Below are 20,131 nucleotides of genomic sequence, written 5' to 3'. Positions count from 1 at the left end.
CGTTTGCCCGTAGCCAAGTCAGACCCCGCACAGTATCAAGCCGATCGAGCTGCAAATTCTGATTTTGGCATATTTTGACTTTTAACTTTTGAATTCTGAATTCGTCATGACAGCTACTATTTCTAGCTCTCAATTTCAGGCATTTCTCGCTCAAACAAATTTATTCCATCCGCTGCCAGCAACGACTTTACAGGAATTAGCAACGAAATGTCAATTGTGGCGCTATCGGATCGGGCAACCGCTACTCGTGCGGGAAAAAATGCCGACGCAGGTGTTAGTTATCTACCAAGGTACTGCTAGATTAATAGGCTACGATCGCCGCCAGCAAAGCCCCGTAAGTTTGGGTTTAGTCGAACCGAAAACCGTCTTAGGTTGGGCGGGTTTGATTCGCAACATTCCCTGTGAAACCGCGATCGCCTCTACGGAAGTCATTTGTATCGCAATTCCCGCCGCCGACTTTTTAGCAAGTCTTTCAGCCGAACCGACTTTTGCCCAACACATCAAAGCGCAATTTTCTCATGCGGAATTGTGCGAACTCTTGAGTTTAGAACTCCAACGTCGCGCCGACAGTGCCACGAAACTGAAAGACTTGGTATTTCAACTGAGTCCGTCCGTCGAGGTACTAAATTTAGCCCCAGGGCAAGCAGATGGGACGCGATTGCGTGGCGATCGCACTTGGCTGATTAGTAGTGGAGCGGAGGCGATTGTCGGCAACCGTTTCGAGCTGAACGGTTCAGCCCCCACAATTACAGAGCCAGGGGTGCGGCTGCTGGGCGTGAAATTACCCCAGGAAATCGAACGAACTATGCCCGTCGTACTTGCTCCTACCGATCTAGAAGTTCCCTACGCCCCAGAACAACCCCCAGTAGCCCCAGCAACCAACACCAAATCTGTAAAATATCCCTTCGTGCGCGGACAGGGAGAAATCGGTGCGTCAATGGCTTGCTTCCAAATGTTGTGTCAATATTTGGGCGTATCGTGGCGACGGGACACGGTGCGGCGGGTATTGGAAAATCAGCAGAAATCTCTCGGGACAATTTCTTTGCAAAGCTGCGGCGCGATCGCCGAGATGTTGGGCATGAGCGCCCAATTAATTCAAGTCCCCAGCAAAGCGATCGCGCGGATCAAAACTCCTGCTTTAATCCGCTATCACGATAGCTTGGCAATTCTCTACGCCTGCGACGACAAAGAACTGACGCTTGCCGTTCCCGAAATCGGGATTCACCGTCAAACCCCTGCCGATTTTGCCCGTGCTTGGGGCGAGGGAGGGCAAGTATTGCTGTTACAAGCGCGTCCGGGGGAAACGACGGAAAGATTTAGCTTGCGCTGGTTTCTTCCGGCGATCGCCCACCATCGCGGCGTGTTGATCGAAGTTTTGATCGCGTCATTTTTCGTGCAGCTATTTGGTTTAGCCAATCCCCTCGTTACCCAAGTCATCATCGACCAAGTTTTAGTTAACGGCGCTTTGGATACGTTAAATGTCTTAGGCATTCTGTTGCTTGGAGTAGCGCTATTTGAAGCCTTGCTCACGGGAGTCAGAACTTATTTATTTGTCGATACCACCAACCGCATTGACATTGCTTTAGGTTCGGAAGTGATCGATCGCCTGCTACGTCTACCTTTAAGTTATTTCGATCGCCGTCGTGTCGGAGAATTAGCCTCAAGGATCAACGAGTTAGAAAATATTCGGCAATTCCTCACGGGTACTGCTCTGACGGTAGTATTAGATGCCGTGTTCTCGGTGATCTACATCGCCGTGATGCTCTTTTACAGTTGGATACTGACACTTGTAGCCCTGGCAACAGTCCCAGTCTTTGCCCTGTTGACAATTTTCGTCGCGCCCATCGTCCGCAAGCAACTGCGGGTGAAAGCAGAACGCTACGCCGATACTCAGTCGTATTTAGTGGAAGTTGTTTCGGGAATTCAAACAGTCAAAGCGCAAAACATCGAACTTAAATCGCGCTGGCATTGGCACGAACGCTACGCCCGTTACATCAGCGCTGGGTTTAATACCGTGGTGACTTCCACTACGGCAAGTTCGGTGAGCGGATTTTTCAATAAGTTTTCTGGGCTATTACTGTTGTGGGTTGGGGCATATCTGGTGATTTCCCAACAATTAACCCTGGGACAATTAATCGCCTTTCGGATCATTTCTAGCTACACCACCAGTCCCTTGTTGCGGTTGATTCAACTGTGGCAAAACTTCCAAGAAACTGCTTTATCGATCGAGCGTTTGGGTGATATTCTCGACGCACACCCAGAAGTAGACGAGGCAAACCGGGCGCAACTGCCAATGCCTGAAATTGAAGGGGCAGTCAAATTTGATGGCGTGTCTTTCCGCTTTGGCAACAGCGGTGTGTTTCAACTGACTAATGTAAATCTAGAATTTCCTGCGGGTACGTTTGTTGGGATTGTCGGGCAGAGTGGTTCGGGTAAGAGTACCCTAACGAAGTTGTTACCGCGTCTGTACGAACCGACGACAGGGACGATTCAAATTGACAATTACGATATTAGCAAAGTTGAGTTGTATTCCCTGCGGCGACAAATCGGCATGGTGTTACAGGACACGTTGTTATTTAACGGCACAGTGCAAGAAAATATTGCCCTAACGAATCCAGAGGCGAGTTCAGAGCAAATTATTGCCGCTGCGAAAATTGCCGTCGCCCACGACTTTATTATGTCTTTACCCAACGGTTACAACACCAACGTTGGGGAACGGGGTTCGGCGCTGTCGGGAGGACAGAGACAAAGGATTGCGATCGCCCGTACGGTACTGCAAAATCCCAAATTGCTGATTTTGGACGAAGCCACCAGCGCCCTCGATTACGATTCGGAACGGCAGGTTTGTCAGAATTTGGCAGAAGCATTTCACTCGCGCACCGTATTTTTCATTACCCACCGCCTCGCCACGGTAAAAAATGCCGATGCGATCTTGGTAATGGATAAAGGAGTCGTGGTAGAACAAGGCACTCATCAACAATTAATGGCTTTGAGAGGACGTTATTTCTGTCTCTACCAACAACAGGAATCGCAACTGTAAATATTCCCCTCGTGTAGGGGCGCACAGCTGTGCGCCCCTACATACGGATACCGCCATCGACAACAGGAATCGCAACTATGAATACCGAACCGTTAGCCAAATCTGAGGAACAATTCCTAAATTCATCAGTAGTACTTAACCGTCCTGCTTTGTGGTCGCATTTGTTTATTTGGTTGATTGTCGGTGCGACAACTTCGGCGATCGCCTGGGCGACATTTGCTAAACTCGATCAAACTGTAGTTGCAACGGGCAAATTAGAGCCGCTAGGGGCAGTTAAAGAAATTCAAGCTCCCACGGGGGGAGTGGTGCGAGAAATTCACGTTCAAGACGGTCAGAGCGTGAAAAAAGATCAGCTTTTAGTCACTTTAGACCCGACTTCACCTCAAGCTGACTTAGATTCTCTCACAAAAGTTCGCTCTAGTTTAGTCCAAGAAAATCAGTTTTACGACCAGGCAATTAATAGTAGTAAACCTGTAATTTCTGGAAGTGCCGATCTGGTTTCTCTGTTGAAGTTGCGTGCCGATTTGATGTCGGAAAATCGCTATTTTCAAAATGTTCTAAAGGGTGGTAATATTGCCTCTGGAGAAACAACAGATTTTGCGAATAATCAAAGTCAATTATTGACAGCCAGTCAAAATGAAATTCAATCGAGAGTTCAGGCAGCGCGGAAGCAAGTTCAAGAATTAGAAAAACAGCGATCGCAGACTGCAAAAGAACTAGCAACGGCAAAGCAAATTCTCAAGGTCAACAACCAAATTTTAAAGCGAATTACTCCCTTGGCAACTGGAGAAGGGGCAATTTCTCAAATTCAATACGAACGCCAGCAACAGGAAGTTATTACCAAACAAGGAGAGGTCGATCGCCTAGCAGCCGAACAACAAAAGTTAGCAATTTCTATCGATCGAGCTAAGGAAGAATTACAAAATACAATTGCCACCTCAGCGAAAGAAGTTCATAGTAAAATCGCCGAAAATCACAAAAAAATAGCGGAGATTGATAGTCAATTAAGCCAAAAGCGATTGGAAAATAAGACAAAATTAGCAGAAATTGACGCGCAAATTAGTAAAGCCGTACAATCTGTCAAATATCAGCAGCTTAAATCTCCAGTGAATGGAACTGTATTTGATTTACAACCCCGTGCGGCGGGTTTTGTGATAGGTGATACAAAACCAATTTTAAAAATCGTTCCCAACGATAATTTGGTTGCTTCAGTATATCTGACAAATCGGGACATCGGCTTCGTGCGCGAGGGAATGAAAGTGGAAGTGCGAGTCGATTCTTTTCCTTCTACTGAATTCGGTACACTCAAAGGAAAAATCGTATGGGTTGGTTCCGATGCTTTAGCACCAACTCAAGAGCGACAATACTACGCTTTCCCTGCCAAAATTCAACTAGAATCGCAGAATTTATCGGTGAATGGCAGACCAATTTCCTTACAATCTGGGATGGGAGTCAATGCTGGGATTATTATCCGCAAGCGATCGGTTATGAGTATTTTGACCGATTTATTTGACAAGCAAGTCAGAAGTGTAGAGTCGATTCGGTAGTTGGGATTAAATAATTAGTCATTGAATATGGAGGTTAGCGGACTCGAACCGCTGACATCCTGCTTGCAAAGCAGGCGCTCTACCAACTGAGCTAAACCCCCGCGAGTCATGAACTTGCTGTCGTTTTTTCGACAACTTTGTTATTATAGCTACTCTAAAACAATATGGTCAAGAGCTAAACGAGCAAAATCATCAAAAATATTCCAGAAATTTCTACCAGTTCAGAGCCATGACTCAGGTTGTTGCCACGTTTTACAAGTTTGTCAGCTTACCAGACTGCGCCGAAAAACGCGAATCGTTACTGTCTTACTGCCTTTCTCAAGGGGTGAAAGGGACGATTCTCTTAGCACAGGAGGGAATTAACGGTACAATTGCGGCTGCTTCCCAAATGGCGATTGACTCCGTATTTGCTTTTCTTGGCTCCGATCCGCGATTGGCAGATTTAGAGTATAAGTTATCTCATGCGGAAACACCCCCATTCGAGCGGATGAAGGTGAAGTTGAAGCGGGAAATTGTCACCATTGGAATACCGGAAGCAGATCCGAGTCAGCAAGTCGGTACTTATGTCAATCCTCAAGACTGGAACGCAATTATTAGCGATCCTGAAGTCGTTGTGATTGACACCCGCAATGATTATGAAGTAAAAATTGGGAGTTTTCAAAGAGCGCAAAATCCACAAACTCAGTCATTTCGACAATTTCCTGAATACGTGCGTCAACATCTCAACCCCGACAAACATAAGAAGGTAGCAATGTTTTGTACGGGAGGAATTCGCTGTGAAAAAGCTTCATCGTTCATGCTGTCTCAAGGATTTCAGGAAGTTTATCATCTCAAAGGTGGAATTTTGAAATATCTAGAGGAAGTTCCATCTGAAGAAAATTTGTGGCAAGGAGAGTGTTTTGTATTTGACGAACGGGTAGCTGTACAACAAGGTTTAGCACCAGGTAATCATGAAATGTGTCGTAGTTGCGGACACCCAATTTCAGAATTAGATAAACAATCGGAAAAGTACGAAGAAGGAATTTCCTGTCCTGATTGCTTTGATATTCTTACGGAAGAGAAAAGAAGCCGCCAGCAGGCAAGACTAAACAAGTGAGTAGCAACTAATGACAAATGACAAATGACTAATTACACCTTTCTTGCCAAAGTTAAACCGTCTCCAATTGGTACAAGGCTAAGAGTAATCCGCCGATCTTGATGAAGTTTTTGATTTAAAGAACGTAATTTCTTAGTGCGATTATCTTGGATTTGTGGATCGGCAACTCGTCCCGACCATAAAACATTATCAATGGCAATTAATCCGCCTGGACGTATAAGCTGAAGTGCTTGTTCGTAGTAACTATCGTAATTGCTCTTGTCGGCATCAATTAAAGCAAAATCAAATGTTTCAGATGCACCTGTTTCTATGAGATGATGAAGGGTTTCCTTTGCAGGTGCAACGTGCAAGTCAATTTTATTTGCTACGCCTGCCTGCTGCCACCAGTGACGCGCGATCGCAGCATATTCTTCACTTTTTTCACACGCTACTACTATACCATCAATGGGTAGCGTTAGTGCCATGAATAAAGAACTATAGCCCATAAATACACCAATATCTAAAGCTTTCTTTGCTCCGATTAATTGCAATAATAAGGCAATAAATTGTCCCTGTTCGGGTGCAATTTGCATTTTACCTAATGGGTGTCGAGCAGTTTCTTGACGTAGTTGCGTCAAAATTTCTGGTTCTCGCAATGAAACGGATAATAAGTAATCATATAAATATTGCTCTAATCCAAGAGTTTGCCAAGTCATTGTAGAGTGAGTAGCGAGCAGTGAGTAGTGAGTAGTTACAATAACTAACTAATCTGAAATAATTGTTGAACGTGTTTTTGAAAATCTAATAATCCTGAATCTGAATTCCGATTTTCTTGGAAGATATTCATATTTTCTAAATTGATAACTCTTTCATCTCTCGGAAAAAAGATTTTTTGACCAAATACTTGCTCGTAAGTTGGAGGGTTATGCCAATCAGCAGCCATCCAAACTGCTTTTACCATTCGATAAAGACTAAATTCCGTTGCTGTCAACTCTTTGTACAATTCGTTATCTAAAACTCGAACCACATGAGTTACCCTAGCGTGTTGTCTTAAAATAATGAAATCGTCTTTTTGAGGCTTGCAAGCATTTTCATATTGATTGTACTTCCAGTTTAAACCAAAAATATTTTCTGCTGGTTCAATATATTCAGCTTTGTCTTTGTAAGCCCAATATCTACCATCTTGGTCTTTAACATTTTTCGTCCATTTCAATCCAGTCAAATTCATGTTAAATTCCTCTGAGTAATTTTGCTTAAATGGATAAATTCTCAGGAGTATGAGAAAGCTTATATAAAGCTAGTACGAGCGATTGGTATAGCTTCTATAGTTAAGATGCCCGCCAGCATGGATAAATTTACAACAAATGCAAAATTTCTAATCGTAGGTAATTGTTCTTAAAATTTGGTCTGAGCGATCGCGAATACGACTAACATCATCAACTAGTTAAGTCAAGGTTAATTTTTGCTGCTTGACTGTGGATCGAGATTTGTTTAAATTACTGCCGTAAACTCTTTTTTCTCAAGATTACTTTCACATCATTAACTACTAGCAGGAGAGCGATCGCGCTAAATCGAAGCGCGTAAATTGAGCTTTTTGGTAGTCTATTTTGACTTGTCAAAAATTAAGATTTTCGATATTTTTTCAATTTTTCCCTTACCAAACTAAAGGAAATACTTATGAATTTCAACTTGCGACAAATTAACCGTCGCTCATTTCTGCTCGGTTCGGCTTTCACCAGCGGGGCTGTAGCTGCCAGTTTGTTGTCGCCATCTCGACAAGTGAAGGCGCAAGCCCTAGGAATTGTGACTTCAGACAAAATGCGCCCGACAATCCCTTATGGAGTTGCTAGTGGTGATATCACGGGGAATCGCGCCGTAGTTTGGAGCCGTTGCGATCGCCCCGCACGAGCGATCGTAGAATATAGTACGAGTGAAAATTTTCGCCATGTCCGACGAATTATCGGAGCGCCAGCTTTAGAAGCAACTGACTTTACAGTCCGCGTTGACCTATCAGGACTGCCAACCGACGAGCAAATCTTCTACCGATTTACTTTTCAGGATTTGGACAACTCTAGTATTTCTAGCGTTCCTGTCACGGGAACTTTTCGCACTCCTTCAGCTAAAAAGCGCGACATTAAATTTGTTTGGGGAGGAGACACAGCCGGACAAGGCTGGGGAATTAATCCAGAGTTTGGTGGCATGAAAATCTATGAAACCATGCGACAACTCAATCCAGATTTCTTCATCCACTCAGGCGATACGATTTATGCTGATAACCCGATCTTGGCTGAAGTCAAGCTCGACGATGGTAGCATTTGGAAAAACATCACCACACCAGAAAAAGCAAAAGTAGCAGAAACACTGACTGAGTTTCGCGGCAACTATATTTACAACCTACTCGATGAAAACGTTCGCCGCTTCAATGCCGAAGTTCCTCAACTCGTCCAGTGGGACGACCATGAAACTACAAATAATTGGTATCCAGGCGAGATCCTCACAGATGTCGGTACAGATGCCCGTTATCAGGTTAAAGATGTGGATCTTCTGGCAGAACGGGCAAGACAAGCATTTCTAGAATACCAGCCAATTCGCTTCGATCCTAACGACCCAGAGCGGATTTATCGTTCGTTTCAGTACGGAGCGATGTTAGACATTTTCATGCTCGACAAGCGCAGCTATCGAGGCGCAAACTCGGCAAATCGTCAAACTGAGGCAAGCGACGAGACAGCATTTTTAGGTAAAGCTCAGCTGAGTTGGTTAAAGCAACAATTACTCACTTCAACCGCCACCTGGAAAGTCATTGCTAGCGATATGCCAATTGGACTAGTAATTCCAGATGGGACAACAGCTTATGAAGCGCTATCAAATGGGGATAACGGCGTTCCTCTAGGGCGAGAACTAGAGTTTGCAGATTTGTTTCAGTTCATCCAACGGCAAAATATCCGCAATGTCGTTTGGTTGACAGCGGACGTACATTATGCTGCCGCTCATTACTACGACCCTAGCAAAGCTCAATTTACTGATTTCAAACCCTTTTGGGAGTTTGTCGCGGGTCCTCTAAACTCAGGCACGTTTGGACCTAACGAGCTAGATAATACTTTTGGACCGCAGGTAAAGTTTAACAGCTTACCAGAGGGAACTAAACCAAATCGTCCCCCTTCAGAAGGGTTACAGTTTTTTGGTATGGTCAAAATCGATCGCGACAGTGAAGTAATGACCGTCACTCTACACAATTTAGCCGGGGACACCCTCTACAGCGTGGATTTGCCTCCTGAAGAGAGCTGAGGGAGCTGAGAGAGCTGAGGGAGTGAAAAGAGCAGGGGAGCAGAGGGGCGGGGGAGCAGAGGAGATAAAATAACTAACTGGTCAGGAGTCACCCCACACCCCACACCCTATCAACACGCACCACGCACCACCCGATTACCAATTACCAATTACCAACTACCAACTACCAACAACTCACTAATTCCAGTTACGATCGAAGAGTTTATGCATCCCGAGTGAATTGCCATGACGATCGAACTCTACTACTGGACAACTCCAAACGGACATAAAATTACTATCTTTCTTGAGGAAGCAGAGCTACCTTACGAAATCAAACCCGTCAATATTGCTAAGGGCGAACAGTTCGACCCAGAATTTCTCAAGATCTCACCTAATAATAAAATTCCGGCGATTATCGATCGCGACCCCCCTGACGGTGGCGAACCGATAAGCGTATTTGAGTCGGGGGCAATTCTGCAATATTTGGCAGAAAAAACTGGAAAATTCTTACCAGAAAATTTACGCGATCGCGTCGAGACAATGCAATGGCTGTTCTGGCAAATGGGTGGATTGGGTCCAATGCTGGGACAAAACCACCACTTTGTCACTTACGCACCGGAGAAAATTCCTTATGCGATCGATCGCTATGTAAAAGAAACCGAGCGATTGTATGGCGTACTTGACGAACGGTTGACGAATCTACCTTTTATCACGGGTAGTTATTCGATCGCAGATATGGCAGCTTATCCCTGGATCGTACCCTACGAAACGCAGCAACAAAATTTGGATGACTTTCCCAATCTTAAACGTTGGTTTGAGAGCATAAAAGCACGTCCCGCCGTGCAACGTGCCTATGCTAAGGCTGACGAAATTAGTACTGCGCCATCTGTCACTGAAGAATCTAAAGCGATTTTATTCGGTCAAGGGCGGCGGCGATCGTCTTAAGTGTTTTTGGTCAACTTTTGGCGTTGGCGATGCAGCAGTAAGCCAGCGCCAATCGCACCGACACCAGCCAGCGTTCCTACTCCTCCTGGTTCTGGGACTGTCTCTATTGAGCCAGTAATGACAGCATCACCCTCAAGCGAAAGAACGTTTGGATCTGGGTTGAGTCGATCGACTTGAGTAAAATCTAGCGTTCCAGTCGCGCCTGTGAATATGCCTTCGCCACCTGTAATTGTCAGCGTACCGGAACCAGATCCCGTCAGATTTTCCCGGTCAAGTGTAGCCGTAGCCGTGGCAGTTCCTCGCAATTTGTTATCCGTGCCTTCTCCCTCAAATACAATGTAACCTGGTGGCAGATCTGGTAAGCCAAACGTAGCGGGATTGGTATCAAAGTTAAGCGCACCAGTTGCAGGATCGGTTCGTGCGTAGATTAATCCTTCATACTGAGTTAGACCATAAGGGGCTTTAGGGTCAGAACTCGTAGCTAACTCAATCGATTGAGATAGCTCCTCGTCAATCGGTACGATCTCGATTTTTGTATCGTAGTTACCGTTGAATGGATATATCGTCTGCGCGATCGCTCTTGTCGTATCCAGTCCCACGCTAGCCAATGCGAAAGCGACTGAAATCAGCTTTACTGTACATGAGTGAAGAGTCATTTGCATCCTGGCTTACAGCTATGCAAACAATCCTACAGCGCTAAATTTACAGTTTCTTGTGCTAATTTTTGGGAACATTTGCCGAATCTTTAGCAAATGGATCTTGACTCTAAGTTGCCTTTCTTCGCCTTGCAGCTGTCCGAAGCGGAGTGCGCCTTGCTTTGTGTCTGGTAGCTGGTTTAGCTGGTTTAGCTGGGGGTGGGGCTGTTTCTAGTTCCGGTGCGGGTTCTGGCGCGGGTTCTGGTTCTGGCGCTGGAGATTTAGCAGTTGTCCGAGTTGAAGTTTTCCCCTGAGCTTTAGGCTTAGTAGTCGATTTAGCTGAGGGTTTAGCTGTTTCTGGTTCCGGTGCGGGTTCCGGTGCGGGTTCCGGTTCTGGTGCGGGAGATTTAGAAGTTGTCCGAGTTGAAGTTTTCCCCTTGGCTTTAGACTTGGTAGTAGTTGATTTAGCTGTGGGTGCAGCTGTTTCGGGTTTGACGGTTTCTGGTTCTGGTGCTGGTGGGGGTGTAGACGACACCTCTACAGTTAGAGTACCTTTCGTCTCTGGCGTAACAACAGCTACCACCATTTGAGTTTGGCGATCGTGTGCTTCAAATTGTGCGACTAGATCGGCTAATCCCATTTGTCTTGAATATTTGGGAACAACACTTGCTTTGAGAAATTTTGCCTCCATTTGAGCGATCGCATCATTAGGGTAGTAATTGACGAGTAATACCCCATCTCCCTGTACCGCTGTCATGTCTAAAAAGTATGTACCTAAGCGAGGAAGGTCATCTTGCAGTAATTTTTGTAGTTTGTCCATGTGAATTGGAAATTGGTAATGGGTAATGGGTAATGGGTAGTTGGTAGTTGGTAGTTGTTGATGGGTAAGAGATAATTCAAGAAATTAAAAGTATTTTCATGCACGACTTCCGACCCCTGTACGGGCGGGTTTGGAAACCCGTCCCTACCGACTCCCTCAAGAAGATAATAACCGCCCAACCGTGCGATTTTCGGGGATGAAAGTTTGTCGTGCAACTCGTTGAATATCGGCTGACGACACCTGAGAAATCGCTTCTAGTTCTTTAAATAAATTTTGCCAGGAACCTGTTTTGACTTCGTACTCTAACAATAACTGTGCCATCCCCATATTTGAGTCGAGCGATCGCAATAAATCTGCTTTAGCCTGTGTTTTGACTCGCTCCAATTCCATCGCTGAAACTGGTTCGGTTTTGAGGCGCTCGATTTCTTTTCTCATTGCTGTTCCCACTTCATCAACTGTATGCCCTGGAGCCGTCAAAGCATAAAATAGCATTAAATTTTCATATTTATTCCCCGGAAATCCACTACTACCTTGAGCTGCTAAAGCTAGGCGTTGCTTTTCTACTAAAGATTGATAGAGTCGCGATGTCCGTCCGTTACTCAACAATCTACCAATCGTTTCATAAACTACATAATCTGGATCGTTAATTGCCGGACAGTGATAGCCTTCTAAATACCAAGGTTGAGTTGGTAATTTGAGCGTCACTTCCCTCGTTTTTTGCTGTTTTGGTTCTACTGTTGTCAACTTAGGAGGAGCAGCTTTAGCGCGATAGCGTCCAAAATAAACTTGAGCTAGCTGTTTTACCTGTTGGGGATTAACATCACCGACAATGGCGATCGTTAATTGACTCGGTATGTAATAAGTATCGAAAAACTGCTGCACGTCAGCCCGCGTTAAGTTGCGGATATCTTGTTCGTAACCGATAACGGGACGCTTGTAAGGATGGACTTGATAAGCAGTATCGAGGAACTTTTCCACCATTTGTCCGATGGGTGAATTTTCTACCCGCAGCCGTCGTTCTTCTAAAATTACATCTTTTTCTTTGTAAAATTCTCGAAACACGGGTTCGAGAAAACGTTCTGACTCCAACGACATCCACATTTCTAGTTTGTTAGCGGGAAAGCTGTAAAAATACCGCGTTGCTTCTGTAGAAGTATTGGCATTTAAACCTACACCACCAGCTTGTTCGACAATTTGCCCTAACTCATTTTGTTTGACTAACTGAGCTGCTTCAGCTTCTACTCGCTCAAATTGCGCTTGTAATTTGGTAACTTCTGCCTCTTTTTTCGCTGCTTTAGCTGCGGTAATTTCTGCTGCTAATTTGTCTAATTGTTCTAACAACGGTTTTTCTACGGTATAGTCTCGCGTACCGATCCGCGCCGTGCCTTTAAATGCTAAATGCTCCAAAAAGTGAGCCACACCCGTCTTACCTACTGGTTCGTTAACTCCGCCCACATCAGCATAGGTCAGAAAAGATACAACTGGTGCTTGATGGCGTTCCAAGACAATAAACTTCATCCCATTACTGAGACGAAATTCAGTTAAATCCTGGCTCACCCGTTTGTAGTACGGTTGGATTGACTTCGATGGAGCAGAATTCGGAATTCGACGCGGCTTTAATGACGAGGAAACCTCGTCATCCGCCTGCTTGACTTCGGAATTCGGAATTAAAGCTTCCCTACTCCCTGCTCCCTGCTCCCTGCTCCCTATTTCAGCTAAAGCTGTTTCCGAACAGACAACCCAAAACAAGATAGTTACAATTGTTAATATGGCAAGCAAGCGTTGCCAGATCTTAAATGTGGATAAAATTGAGCGGATAAAACGTACGATCTGATGCATCATAGATTGGAATCAATTGTGCGTTCGAGATAGATCTATTAACGATCTATTAAAGTTTGCCAGTTGTGCAGATGGATGTAAGAGAATGTCCCTACAAGTTGTATTAACATCGATACAACCATAAATACCTTCTATGCAAGTTTTTAACCGTGCTTCACAGCCTGCAGATTCTTCTCGCGATCGCATTTTACAAGCGGCGCAGCGATTGTTCGCGCGTCAAGGGTTCGATGGGACGACGACCCGCGACTTAGCACAAGCTGCTGGTGTGGCGGAAGGTACGCTGTTTCGTCACTTTTCTAATAAAAAAGCAATTTTGGTCGAGGTAGCAACCCAAGGTTGGGTAGAAATTCTCACCGATCTGCTGACAGAATTGAGCGAAATGGGTAGCTATAAAGCTGTAGCACAAGTCATGCAGCGGCGAATGTGGAATTTTCAGAAAAATGCCGATTTGATGCGGGTTTGCTTCATGGAAGCCCAATTTCACCCAGATTTGCGCGATCGCGTTCAATCTGAGGTGATCGGCAAAATGACAGATGTAGCCGAGGCTTTCTTTCAAACTGCAATGGAACGCGGCATTTACCGTCCGATGAATCCGCGCATTGTCGCCCAAGTATTCTTAGGCATGTTTGCCATCTCTGGTTTCAGCCACAACACGTTAATGGAACCCAACGCCTCCCCACAACAAATGAAAGAGATGGCGGAAGGATTGGCAGATATTTTTCTCAATGGGGTTCTAGTAAAAAGTCATTAGTCATTGGTCGTGCGTCATTTGTTGTTGCCAATGACAGATGACGAATAACTATTCATAGATGAACGCAAGATATTAAAATCTTGTTAATAATTAAATATTGATGTGTTCTGCGCCTCGGAGGTTGCGAATGAAAGACCTAAGTAAATGGTTGAACCCTAGAGCGGCGATCGGAAGTTTACTAAGTGTAATCGTTCTGTTGAGCGTAGCAGGCGGACTTGTTAGCTGTACTCCTAGTGGAGATGAAAGGGTCAGAGACACGAACGAAAATGTAGAAGAAGATAACGAGAACGAAGCAGACGACGAGGATGATGGCAACGAAGCACCTAACCAAAATAATCAAGATGACGATTAAATTGGTCATTTGTCCGTAGCTAGTCACCAGCCACTAGTCACCAGTCACTCTTCACTACTCATTACTCCTTTTTAATGACTCATGACATTGATGTGGAAACTCTGCGGCAGCGGCGACAGCATCTAGCGGATCTCCTTGATGTACCAGTTGTACTATGGTCGGGACGCAGTAGCGCGCGTAATTTTCCTGCTAATTGCTTTCCCTTTCGTTCCAGCAGTCACTTTCTCTATTTTGCTGGTCTTCCCCTGGAAATGGCTGCGATTTGCTTAGAAGGGGGGAAAATGACGTTGTTTGTAGACGATCCGAAACCAGAAAGCGCTCTCTGGCACGGAGAAATGCCTAGTAGAGCGGAAATTGCAATTCAGATTGGTGCAGATGCAGCTTTACCCATGAGCGAGTTGGAATCTCATGCTGTGGGGGCAGCTACTATTGCCGCACAGGATACCATGACCGCTCTCCAACAGTCTCGCATCCTTAACCGACCAGTTTCACCAGCTAAGGTATTGCAAGGCATCGATTTGGATTTAGCTCAAGCAATTGTAGCGCTGCGGCTCAGCCACGATCGCGCTGCTTTATCTCAATTACGGCAGGCTGCTGACGTGACGGTACAAGCTCATATTGCTGGTATGGCAGTTACAACTAACGCTTCATGGGAGGCAGATGTGCGCGCCACGATGGAACACGTCATTCTTGCCAATAACATGAGCTGTGCTTATAGCAGTATCGTGACGGTGCATGGAGAGGTGTTGCATAACGATCGCTATCATCACCCGATGCAGTTGGGAGACTTGTTACTGGTGGATGTAGGGGCAGAAACATCAACAGGTTGGGCGGCGGATGTCACCCGCACTTGGGCTGTATCTGGGCAATTCTCAGCCACTCAACGGGCGATTTACGATGTCGTGTTAGCAGCGCACGATGCTTGTATTGCGAAGATTCGTCCCGGCGTAGAGTATCAAGATATACATTTATTAGCGGCGACGGTCATTGCTCAAGGTTTGGTCAATTTAGGCATTTTGCACGGTCAACCCGAAGATTTAGTCGAAATGGATGCTCATGCCCTATTTTTTCCCCACGGGATCGGGCATTTATTGGGTTTAGATGTCCACGATATGGAAGATTTAGGGGATATTGCTGGATATGAGGAAGGGCGCAAACGCAGCGATCGCTTTGGGTTAAATTATTTACGGTTGAATCGTCCCCTCCGTCCTGGAATGTTGGTGACGATTGAACCAGGATTTTATCAAGTTCCGGCAATTCTAAACGATCGCGATCGGCGGGAAAAGTATCGCGATGTCGTCAATTGGGAACGTTTAGCTCAATTTGCCGACGTGCGCGGAATTCGGATCGAAGATGACGTGTTAGTAACGGATAGTGGCAGAGAAGTCTTGACAGCAGCATTACCAACTAAAGCGGAAGCGGTTGAGGCTTTGGTACAGGGCGACTTATCCTCTTTAGAAGCGGCTTATAGTTAAAAATAATTTACGCTTCGGTACAACTTTCTCTTGTCCCCCCCTTTCATAAGGGGAGCCACTTACGTGCGGAGGTGTCCTCCGTTGAGTAAAGTGGCGTGGGTTAGGGGGGATCTTTGAGTCAGTGGCGTAGTTTTTCGATCCCCCAACCCCCTGATTAAGGGGGCTAAGAAAAAAGTTCGCATAGAAATTAATTTAACTGAGCAAACAGCGCTTCCCAATCAGTGATTTCCGGTCTTGCACCAGAATTCACAATTTCAAATGTCTTGCCTACGGTTGCGGGGTAAGATATACACTCTACGCAGGCTGTGGCTACATCTATTCGGCTAGTATCTCCTACCAACGTATCACCCATACCAACAACAACAGCTAATTTGCCGTCAGTTGTCGCCTTTAACAATGTATTCAGGTCGTAAGAAGTATAAGGACCATCAATTAAGCGTCCTGGGCGAACAATCGTGTAAGGCAAACCTGAAGTCGCGATCGCCTCTTCTCCTTCCTGCTTGGCATCGAGTACGCCAAAGGCATTGAGAATACTAAAAGGAAATTGCTTTTTGCGTAAGATACCACAAGAAGAGACAAAAACAAACCTTTGCAAATCTCTCGGTGCGGCTGCAACCAAATTTTTCACACTCATAGCATCAACCTGCTGCGGACTATTTTGGGGTGAGAAGAAGTTTTGAAAATCCCACTTGGCAGAAGGAAAGGCAGTCGTACCAGTACAGCAGATAATGTGCGTCACGTTCTGTACTGCTGCTGGTAGGGTATTGGGTTGACGAATATCGCCTACAGCAACCTCGACGCGATCGCCAAACATCTGTTTTGCTTTGTCAGCTTGACGGGTGAGGACGCGCACGCTAAAACCTTTTTCTAGTGCTTTAGCGACTGCTAGTTGTCCGACTCCGCCTGTTGCACCAGCTACGAGGATTAATGCTGCTGTCATTTTGCCACCATCCGTAAAGCTAAAGAAATTAATGAGAGGAAAGTTAAAAACCCAACGGCATCCAAAATAGTTGTGAGTAGAGGACCGCTGATCAATGCCGGATCGAGTTTCAATCGCTTTAATCCCATCGGTAGCATTGTCCCTAAACTTGCCGCTACAAATACGTTAATTGCCATTACCGAAGCAGCAACAATTGCTACCCAGCGTTCTTGGGGTGGCGACCAAATTAAGGAAAGAATTCCCAAAGCGATCGCCAAAGCTAAGGCTGTTCCTAGCCCAGCTAAGATTTCTTTGCGGAGAATTTTTAACGTATCCAGGGGCGTAACTTCACCCACGCCTAACCCGCGTACCGTCACCGACAAAGCTTGTATGGCAACATTGCCACTCGTGTTAGATAAAATCGGCATAATTACGGCTAACACAGGGACAACAGAAATCACCTGTTGAAAAGGTGCGATCGCGCTAGCTGCCCCAACATACAACCCAATATTTGCTAACAGCCAAGGCAATCGCTTGCGGATCGTTACCTGGGGAGGTGACAAAGCCGCTTCGTCACCACCACTGACCCCTGCTAATTTTTGAATATCTGCCGTGGCTTCTTCTTCTAAAATATCTACCACGTCGTCAACGGTGATGATTCCTACCAAACGATCCTCCCGATCTACGACTGGGATGGCGATCAAGTCGTAGCGTTTCATCAACTGGGCGGCTTCTGCTTGGGGTGTGTCGGTTCTGACTCGCACGACACGTTGACTGGCAATTTCGCGAATTAGGACATCGGGGATAGTAAATAATAATTGCCGCAAGGAAACCACGCTCACCAGTTTGCGATTATCATCGGTGACATAGGCATAGTAAATCGTCTCTTTATCTTCGTCATTGCGTCGAATTTTATTTAAGGCTTCGCCTACAGTTAAACCCTGACGCAAGCGGACGTATTCCGTCGTCATCACCCGCCCCGCCGTACCTTCGGGATAGCCTAAAATCGTTGCTGTTGCCTGTCGTTCTTCCGCACTGAGTTGCTGTAACAACCGCTTGACAACACCAGCAGGTAACTCGTCAAACAACTCTGCCCTGTCGTCAGGACTCATCGATTCTACCAGGTGAAATACCTGGGCATCGTGCAGAGAACCGATTAATTCTTCCTGCACTTCTTGAGGTAGGTATTCAAATACCGCGATCGCCTGATTTTTATTCAGCAAGCGAAAGGCGATCGCTTGTTGCTGGGGAGAAAGTTCCGCAATATAATCCCCTGCATCTACAGGGGGCAGACGGTTTAATTCTGCTTTGAGTAGGTTGAGATCGGTAATATCGGTTAGGGCAATACGTCCTTCTTGAGTGAGCATAAACGCCTCCTAAGTCTCCCCTACTCTGAGAGACTAGTTCGCTCAGCTCAGAGGAGAATGCTACTGTGGGGGGATGGACTTCGATCCGTGTCCATAAAGTTCGAGCAATTCAACATCGATACCCGTTGTGGGAATCGCTACGTTTAATCGTAACCTGCAAGTGTTGTTTTCGGAAGTCCAAAATAAAAATGACCGAAACATTTGTGTATCTCGCTGGTTGTAATATTATCTTGCCCGATTTGCGTTCGAATGAAACATCTTCATCTTGTTTGCTGTCGCGATAGGGAATTAATTGCCACTAATGCGATCGCAATCAAAACAAAAGAAAATAAAGTTGTCAATGTTCCCAAGGCATAGAGTGCGGGAGAAGTGACGTTTGTTGTCATGCCAAAAATTTCTAGTGGCAAGGTGTTAGTTTCCCCTGAAATTAATGACGTGCGGGTAAACTCATCGTAGGAAAGTGTAAATCCTAGCAACCCTACACCAATGACACTAGAGGCAATTAGAGGAAAGACGATTTGCCAAAATGTTGTCGTGTCGCTCGCTCCCAAATCGCGGGCAGCTTCTTCATAAGCAGGGTTAAAACGACCGAATATCCCTAGCATAATTAAGAAGGCAAAAGGTAGAGTCCAGGTTAAATGTCCGGCAAGCGCCGAAGAATACCACTGATTATCTAACCCAACTATACTAAACAAAATTCCAATCCCTAATGAGACTAGAATGCTAGGGACTATTAAGCTAGAAATTGTCAGGTAAAAAATCAAATTCGAGCCGAAAAACTTCCGACGAAATGCTAGCCCTGCCATCACGCTAAAGACAACTGTAATTAGCATGACAATTAACCCTAGCCAAAGCGATCGCCCAAATCCATCCACAAAGTTTCCTACTCGCTGCGGCTCAAACACTGCTTTGAGCCAATGAAAACTAAAACCCCGCATCGGGAAAGTTAATTGTCCTTCGGGTCCCTGCAACGATAAGAGAAAAATAGCAGACATTGGACCGTAAAGAAATAAAACAAATAATCCAAAAAATCCTGCTAGTAGATAGTAAGAAATGGATCGTTTTTTTGCTGTCATGTTAATTAGGGGAGTCGGGAGTCGGGAGTCGGGAAAGAGAGATTACTCCTAATCTTTAACTTTTAACTTTTGAATTTTTACAATTCTTTGCGAATATCAACTACGCGCAAGATGGCAAATACAATTATCAGCGTAACAATCAACAACACGACTGCATTTGCTGCTGCTAGTGGATACTGTAAGCTATCGAGTTGGTTCTTAATTAAATAGCCCACAGAAGAAGACTTACCACCACTCATAATCCGCATCGTGGCAAATTCTCCCATCACCAACGTCACTACAAAAATCGAACCGATCGCAATTCCCGAAGCAGATAAAGGTAGGATAATTTCTTTTTGAATTTGCAATGGAGAAGATCCTAAATCCTCAGCAGCCGTCACCAAAGAGCGATCGATCCGCATCATGCTATTAAATATCGGTGCAACCATAAATAAACAATAGAGATGCACCATCGCTAGAATTACAGAAAAATCAGAAAATAGAAAAATTTCCACTGGCTGATTAGTTATACCTAATCCCATTAATGCCTGATTAATTAACCCCTCTCTACCCAAAAACGGAATCCAAGAAATCATCCGAATAATATTTGATGTGAGAAAAGGCACGGTACAGATTAAAAATAATATTGTTTGCCATTTCGGACTTTTAACGTGAAAAGCCAAAAAGTAAGCAACCGGATAGCTAATCAACAAGCAAATCAACCAAACGAGAAAAGCAAACTTAAAGGTATTGAGATAAGTTGACAAGTAAACTCTCGAACTAAAAATTCCCAAGTAGTTATTTAAAGTGAATCCTGGGGTCATCGCAAAGCCATTAAAATTCCAAAAACTGACAATTGCGATCGCGATAATTGGCAACACCAAAAACAGTAGAAAAACCAATGTCTGTGGAGCTACCAACAAATAATTGCGTAAAGTTTTTGAGTTGTTCATCTGAAAGTGAGGAGTCGTAGGGGCGGGTTTTGAACAAAAATTGAAGGCTATGGTTGTCAATCTCTTTGCTAAACCCGCCCGTACTGGAGTCGGG

Annotated in this window: 17 protein-coding genes and 1 tRNA gene; 8 read left to right on the top strand and 10 right to left on the bottom strand. The window is 45.1% G+C overall.

Annotated features, from left to right (window positions below):
• Positions 1-106: 106 nt before the first annotated feature.
• Together H6G17_RS17925 and H6G17_RS17920 are read left to right on the top strand one after the other, a co-directional pair.
• Positions 107-3,040: a peptidase domain-containing ABC transporter gene (locus H6G17_RS17925; protein WP_192159534.1), complete on the top strand. Its 2,934-nt coding sequence runs from the start codon at positions 107-109 to the stop codon at positions 3,038-3,040.
• Positions 3,041-3,117: 77 nt separating this feature from the next.
• On the top strand, positions 3,118-4,587 hold the full coding sequence (locus tag H6G17_RS17920; protein WP_192159421.1) for an HlyD family efflux transporter periplasmic adaptor subunit: 1,470 nt from the start codon (positions 3,118-3,120) through the stop codon (positions 4,585-4,587).
• Between the two features lie 28 nt (positions 4,588-4,615).
• Here H6G17_RS17920 and H6G17_RS17915 read toward each other — a convergent pair.
• A tRNA-Ala gene (locus H6G17_RS17915) sits at positions 4,616-4,688 on the bottom strand.
• 128 nt (positions 4,689-4,816) lie between these two features.
• On the opposite strand from H6G17_RS17915, the gene H6G17_RS17910 reads away from it, so the two are divergent.
• Entirely contained in the window at positions 4,817-5,683 is an 867-nt protein-coding gene (locus H6G17_RS17910) for a rhodanese-related sulfurtransferase (protein ID WP_192159420.1), read from the top strand.
• Positions 5,684-5,715: 32 nt separating this feature from the next.
• Here the strand turns inward: H6G17_RS17910 and H6G17_RS17905 are convergent, their stop codons facing one another.
• Both H6G17_RS17905 and H6G17_RS17900 read right to left on the bottom strand, forming a co-directional pair.
• The gene (locus H6G17_RS17905; protein WP_192159418.1) at positions 5,716-6,378 is read right to left on the bottom strand and encodes a class I SAM-dependent methyltransferase; all 663 of its coding nucleotides are present in this window, start codon (positions 6,376-6,378) and stop codon (positions 5,716-5,718) included.
• Positions 6,379-6,422: 44 nt separating this feature from the next.
• A complete protein-coding gene (locus H6G17_RS17900) occupies positions 6,423-6,890 on the bottom strand; it encodes a hypothetical protein (protein WP_192159416.1) in 468 nt (155 codons plus the stop codon).
• Positions 6,891-7,339: 449 nt separating this feature from the next.
• Here H6G17_RS17900 and H6G17_RS17895 point away from each other — a divergent pair, with 449 nt between their 5' ends.
• Both H6G17_RS17895 and H6G17_RS17890 read left to right on the top strand, forming a co-directional pair.
• A complete protein-coding gene (locus H6G17_RS17895; protein WP_192159414.1) occupies positions 7,340-8,947 on the top strand; it encodes an alkaline phosphatase D family protein in 1,608 nt (535 codons plus the stop codon).
• A 225-nt stretch (positions 8,948-9,172) separates the two neighbouring features.
• A complete protein-coding gene (locus H6G17_RS17890) occupies positions 9,173-9,871 on the top strand; it encodes a glutathione S-transferase N-terminal domain-containing protein (RefSeq protein WP_192159412.1) in 699 nt (232 codons plus the stop codon).
• Here the strand turns inward: H6G17_RS17890 and H6G17_RS17885 are convergent.
• The 3 genes from H6G17_RS17885 to H6G17_RS17875 form a co-directional block, all read right to left on the bottom strand.
• The gene (locus H6G17_RS17885; RefSeq protein ID WP_192159410.1) at positions 9,868-10,527 is read right to left on the bottom strand and encodes a hypothetical protein; all 660 of its coding nucleotides are present in this window, start codon (positions 10,525-10,527) and stop codon (positions 9,868-9,870) included. The genes H6G17_RS17890 and H6G17_RS17885 overlap by 4 nt on opposite strands.
• A 109-nt stretch (positions 10,528-10,636) precedes the next feature.
• On the bottom strand, positions 10,637-11,326 hold the full coding sequence (locus tag H6G17_RS17880; protein WP_192159408.1) for a hypothetical protein: 690 nt from the start codon (positions 11,324-11,326) through the stop codon (positions 10,637-10,639).
• Between the two features lie 156 nt (positions 11,327-11,482).
• Positions 11,483-13,168 (bottom strand): pitrilysin family protein, encoded by a 1,686-nt coding sequence (locus H6G17_RS17875; protein ID WP_192159406.1) that lies wholly within the window; start codon positions 13,166-13,168, stop codon positions 11,483-11,485.
• A gap of 130 nt (positions 13,169-13,298) precedes the next feature.
• On the opposite strand from H6G17_RS17875, the gene H6G17_RS17870 reads away from it, so the two are divergent.
• The 3 genes from H6G17_RS17870 (at position 13,299) to H6G17_RS17860 (ending at position 15,743) form a co-directional block, all read left to right on the top strand.
• The gene (locus tag H6G17_RS17870) at positions 13,299-13,916 is read left to right on the top strand and encodes a TetR/AcrR family transcriptional regulator (RefSeq protein WP_015153035.1); all 618 of its coding nucleotides are present in this window, start codon (positions 13,299-13,301) and stop codon (positions 13,914-13,916) included.
• A gap of 127 nt (positions 13,917-14,043) precedes the next feature.
• Complete coding sequence (locus H6G17_RS17865; protein WP_192159404.1) at positions 14,044-14,268, top strand: hypothetical protein; 225 nt, start codon at positions 14,044-14,046, stop codon at positions 14,266-14,268.
• A 74-nt stretch (positions 14,269-14,342) separates the two neighbouring features.
• Positions 14,343-15,743: an aminopeptidase P family protein gene (locus H6G17_RS17860; protein WP_192159402.1), complete on the top strand. Its 1,401-nt coding sequence runs from the start codon at positions 14,343-14,345 to the stop codon at positions 15,741-15,743.
• 187 nt (positions 15,744-15,930) lie between these two features.
• Here H6G17_RS17860 and H6G17_RS17855 read toward each other — a convergent pair whose 3' ends face one another.
• From H6G17_RS17855 to H6G17_RS17840, 4 genes are all read right to left on the bottom strand, one after another.
• The gene (locus tag H6G17_RS17855) at positions 15,931-16,683 is read right to left on the bottom strand and encodes an SDR family oxidoreductase (protein WP_192159400.1); all 753 of its coding nucleotides are present in this window, start codon (positions 16,681-16,683) and stop codon (positions 15,931-15,933) included.
• Positions 16,680-18,029: a magnesium transporter gene (gene mgtE, locus H6G17_RS17850; protein ID WP_015153039.1), complete on the bottom strand. Its 1,350-nt coding sequence runs from the start codon at positions 18,027-18,029 to the stop codon at positions 16,680-16,682. The genes H6G17_RS17855 and mgtE overlap by 4 nt, the downstream gene beginning before the upstream one ends.
• 260 nt (positions 18,030-18,289) lie before the next feature.
• Positions 18,290-19,105 (bottom strand): ABC transporter permease, encoded by an 816-nt coding sequence (locus H6G17_RS17845; protein ID WP_192159398.1) that lies wholly within the window; start codon positions 19,103-19,105, stop codon positions 18,290-18,292.
• A gap of 77 nt (positions 19,106-19,182) precedes the next feature.
• Positions 19,183-20,037: an ABC transporter permease gene (locus H6G17_RS17840; RefSeq protein ID WP_192159396.1), complete on the bottom strand. Its 855-nt coding sequence runs from the start codon at positions 20,035-20,037 to the stop codon at positions 19,183-19,185.
• Between the last annotated feature and the right edge of the window lie 94 nt (positions 20,038-20,131).

The sequence above is a fragment of the Chroococcidiopsis sp. [FACHB-1243] genome (assembly GCF_014696895.1).
Taxonomy (GTDB): Bacteria; Cyanobacteriota; Cyanobacteriia; order Cyanobacteriales; family Chroococcidiopsidaceae; genus Chroococcidiopsis.
Note: the sequence above shows the minus strand (reverse complement) of the source record. Positions and strands in the feature narration are given on the sequence as shown.